Below are 4,318 nucleotides of genomic sequence, written 5' to 3' on the forward strand. Positions count from 1 at the left end.
CACGTACTCTCTGCGGACCGTCAACGGGGTGAGGCAGAAGCCGCGCCGGCTGAGGGTCCAGGTGGTCCGGGAGCCCCGCACCCAGATCGTGCGGGTGGGCACGAAGCCGATGCCCGCCTCCGTGCACGGCGCGGACCACCTGAACTGGCAGGGCCTCGCGGTCTGCGAGTCCGGCGGCCGCCCGAACGCGGTGGACCCCTCCGGGACGTACGGCGGCCTCTACCAGTTCGACACGAGGACCTGGCAGGGCCTCGGCGGCTCCGGCCGCCCGCAGGACGCCCCGGCGGCGGAGCAGACGTTCCGGGCGAAGAAGCTGTACGTACGGCGGGGCGCGAGCCCGTGGCCGCACTGCGGGACACGTCTGCACGGGTGACCGGATGGCTTCCGGGAGCGCGGGGCCGTATCGGTGTGCGGCCCCCACCGGACCGCGGCCCGGACGCGACGGTCCGGCCCCGTACCCTGGTGCCCGTGAGCAGCCCCTCCCCAGACACCCTCCTCGGCCCCGCCGACATCCGCGAACTCGCCGCCGTGCTCGGCGTACGCCCCACCAAGCAGCGCGGCCAGAACTTCGTGATCGACGCGAACACGGTCCGCAAGATCGTGCGCACCGCCGGCGTCCGGGACGACGACGTGGTCGTGGAGGTGGGCCCCGGCCTCGGCTCGCTCACCCTCGCGCTCCTCGAAACCGCGGACCGCGTCACCGCCGTGGAGATCGACGACACCCTCGCCTCCGCACTGCCGGCGACGATCGCCGCCCGCATGCCCGCCCGCGCGGACCGTTTCGCCCTGGTCCACTCGGACGCGATGGAGGTCACCGAGCTCCCCGGCCCCGCGCCGACGGCCCTCGTCGCGAACCTCCCCTACAACGTCGCCGTGCCCGTGCTGCTGCACATGCTCGACACCTTCCCGAGCATCGAGCGCACCCTCGTCATGGTGCAGGCGGAGGTCGCCGACCGGCTCGCCGCCGCACCCGGTTCGAAGGTGTACGGCGTCCCGTCCGTGAAGGCCAACTGGTACGCCGAGGTCAAGCGGGCCGGGTCGATCGGCCGCAACGTCTTCTGGCCCGCCCCGAACGTCGACAGCGGGCTCGTCGCGCTGACCCGCAGGACCGAGCCGATCAGGACCACCGCGACCAAGCGCGAGGTGTTCGCCGTCGTCGACGCCGCCTTCGCCCAGCGCCGCAAGACCCTGCGGGCCGCGCTCGCCGGCTGGGCGGGGTCGGCCGCGGCCGCCGAGACCGCCCTCGTGGCCGCCGGGGTCTCGCCCCGGGCCCGCGGCGAGGCGCTCACCGTCGAGGAGTTCGCGCGGATCGCCGAGCACGCCCAGAACAAGGAGCCGGTCCAGCAGTGAGCGTCACCGTCCGCGTCCCCGCCAAGGTCAACGTCCAGCTCGCCGTCGGCGCTGCCCGCCCCGACGGCTTCCACGACCTCGCCAACGTCTTCCTCGCGGTCGGCCTCCACGACGAGGTGACCGTGACCCCCGCGGCCGAGCTCCGCGTCACCTGCGAGGGCCCCGACGCCGCCCAGGTCCCCCTGGACCGCACGAATCTCGCGGCCCGCGCGGCGATCGCCCTGGCCGGGCGCCGCGGTCTGGACCCCGCCGTCCACATCCACATCGCCAAGGACATCCCCGTCGCCGGCGGCATGGCGGGCGGCAGCGCGGACGGCGCCGGCGCGCTGATGGCCTGCGACGCGCTGTGGGACACGGGAGCCTCCCGCGAGGAACTCCTCGACATCTGCGCCGAGTTGGGCAGCGACGTGCCGTTCAGCCTGGTCGGCGGGGCCGCGCTCGGGACCGGACGCGGGGAGAAGCTGCGCACCCTCGACGTCGGCGGCACCTTCTCGTGGGTGTTCGCGATGGCGGGGCGCGGCCTTTCGACCCCGGCCGTCTTCCGGGAGTTCGACCGGCTCACTGCGGGCCTCGACGTCCCCGAGCCCGTCGCCTCCGAGGCCCTGCTCGACGCGCTGGCCGAGGGCGACCCGGAGGCGCTCGCCGCCGCCGTCTCCAACGACCTCCAGCCCGCCGCCCTCTCCCTCTTCCCGGAACTGGCCGACACCCTCGCGGCCGGCAGCGCCGCGGGCAGCCTCGCCGGGCTCGTCTCGGGGTCGGGGCCCACCACGGCCTTCCTCGCCCGCGACAGCGGGGCGGCGGCGAGGATCGCGGACGCGCTGCGCGACTCGGGCACCTGCCGGGCGGTGCGCACGGCCTCGGGGCCGGTGCCGGGTGCGACGGTGATCCGGGCGTAGCGGTCGGACTACCCTGGAGGGTCGATCGATCCCCCTGGGCAGGAGAGAAATGGCCGTCAATCTGGTCAATGTCGAGAACGTCAGCAAGGTGTACGGCACCCGTGCCCTGCTGGACGGTGTCTCGCTCGGCGTCTCCGAGGGCGATCGCATCGGCGTCGTGGGCCGCAACGGCGACGGCAAGACCACCCTGATCCGCATGCTCGCCAAGCTGGAGGACGCCGACACCGGACGCGTCACACACTCCGGCGGACTGCGCCTCGGGGTCCTCACACAGCACGACTCCCTCGACCCGGCCGCCACCGTCCGGCACGAGGTCATCCGGGACATGGCCGACCACGAGTGGGCGGGCAACGCCAAGATCCGCGACGTGCTGACCGGACTGTTCGGCGGACTCGACCTGCCCGGCTTCCCGCAGGGCCTCGACACCGTCATCGCGCCGCTCTCCGGTGGCGAGCGCCGCCGTATCGCCCTGGCCAAGCTGCTCATCGAGGAACAGGACCTGATCGTCCTCGACGAGCCCACCAACCACCTCGACGTCGAGGGCATCTCCTGGCTGGCCAAGCACCTGCGCGAGCGGCGCTCGGCGCTCGTGTGCGTCACCCACGACCGCTGGTTCCTCGACCAGGTCTGCACGCGCATGTGGGACGTGCAGAAGGGCGACGTCTACGAGTACGAGGGCGGGTACTCCGACTACGTCTTCGCGCGGGCCGAGCGTGAGCGGATCGCCGCCACCGAGGAGACCAAGCGGCAGAACCTCGTCCGCAAGGAGCTGGCCTGGCTCCGGCGCGGCGCCCCCGCGCGGACGTCCAAGCCGCGCTTCCGTGTCGAGGCCGCCAACGAGCTCATCAAGGACGTGCCGCCGCCCCGCGACAGCAGCGAGCTGATGAAGTTCGCCTCCTCGCGGCTCGGCAAGACCGTCTTCGAGCTGGAGGACGTGACCGTCCAGGCCGGGCCCAAGGTGCTGCTCAAGCACGTGACCTGGCAGCTCGGCCCCGGTGACCGCATCGGTCTGGTCGGGGTCAACGGCGCCGGCAAGACGTCTCTGCTGCGCGCCATGGCCGAGGCCGCGCGGACCGAGGGCGAGAAGCAGCCCGCGGGCGGGCGGGTCGTGGTCGGCAGGACCGTCAAGCTCGCCTATCTCTCGCAGGAGGTCGCCGAGCTCGATCCCGCGCTGCGGGTGCTGGAGGCCGTCCAGCAGGTGCGGGAGCGCGTCGACCTCGGCAAGGGGCGCGAGATGACCGCCGGGCAACTCTGCGAGACCTTTGGCTTCAACAAGGAGAAGCAGTGGACGCCGGTCGGGGACCTCTCCGGCGGTGAGCGTCGGCGTCTGCAGCTGCTGCGGCTGCTGATGGACGAGCCGAACGTCCTCTTCCTCGACGAGCCCACCAACGACCTCGACATCGAGACCCTGACCCAGCTGGAGGACGTCCTCGACGGCTGGCCCGGCTCGATGATCGTCATCTCCCACGACCGGTTCTTCGTCGAGCGCACGACCGACCGGGTCTTCGCGCTGCTGGGCGACGCCACCCTGCGGATGCTGCCGCGCGGCATCGACGAGTACCTGGAGCGCAGGCAGCGGATGGAGGAGGCGGCCGCCGCCTCGGCGCCGGTGGTGGACAAGCCGGTGGCCGAGAAGAGCTCCGCCGATCAGCGGGCCGCCAAGAAGGAGCTCCAGAAGATCGAACGGCAGCTCGACAAGATCTCCGAGCGGGAGACGAAGCTGCATGCCCTGATCGCCGACAACGCCACCGACTTCGCGAGGGTGGCCTCCCTCGATGCCGAACTGCGGGACCTCGCCGGGGAGCGGGAGGAGCTGGAGCTGCGGTGGCTGGAGCTGGCCGAGGACGCGTGAAGGTGCGGCACATCGTCCTCGAACGACAGGAAAGCCAGGAATTCAGCACTTCCGGGACACTTCTCACCGGTAGGGGAAGCGCAACGTCGAACTAGCGTGTAGCTTCCGGGGGCATGAAGGGCGGGGGTGCCGGGAGAGGGTGCCGGGAGGGTCCTCCGCCCGTGCGGATCAGTGGGCTTCACCGTGGGGCATTCACGCGGATCCATTGGGGGGACTGGGG

Annotated in this window: 4 protein-coding genes; all 4 read left to right on the plus strand. The window is 72.4% G+C overall.

Going from position 1 to position 4,318, the window contains the following annotated elements; genetic code table 11:
* The coding region (locus EHS43_RS38550; RefSeq protein ID WP_148104208.1) for a resuscitation-promoting factor at positions 1–373 on the plus strand (373 nt) is incomplete at its 5' end.
* Between the two features lie 95 nt (positions 374–468).
* Positions 469–1,350, plus strand: coding sequence for a 16S rRNA (adenine(1518)-N(6)/adenine(1519)-N(6))-dimethyltransferase RsmA (rsmA, locus tag EHS43_RS38555; RefSeq protein ID WP_125195242.1), 882 nt, complete (start codon positions 469–471; stop codon positions 1,348–1,350).
* Positions 1,347–2,246 (plus strand): 4-(cytidine 5'-diphospho)-2-C-methyl-D-erythritol kinase, encoded by a 900-nt coding sequence (locus EHS43_RS38560; RefSeq protein ID WP_125195243.1) that lies wholly within the window; start codon positions 1,347–1,349, stop codon positions 2,244–2,246. Before rsmA ends, EHS43_RS38560 begins: the two co-directional genes overlap by 4 nt.
* Before the next feature lie 49 nt (positions 2,247–2,295).
* Positions 2,296–4,098 (plus strand): ABC-F family ATP-binding cassette domain-containing protein, encoded by a 1,803-nt coding sequence (locus EHS43_RS38565; protein WP_125195244.1) that lies wholly within the window; start codon positions 2,296–2,298, stop codon positions 4,096–4,098.
* Positions 4,099–4,318: the final 220 nt, after the last annotated feature.

Source organism: Streptomyces sp. RP5T, assembly GCF_003933965.1.
In the GTDB taxonomy this organism is placed as follows: domain Bacteria; phylum Actinomycetota; class Actinomycetes; order Streptomycetales; family Streptomycetaceae; genus Streptomyces.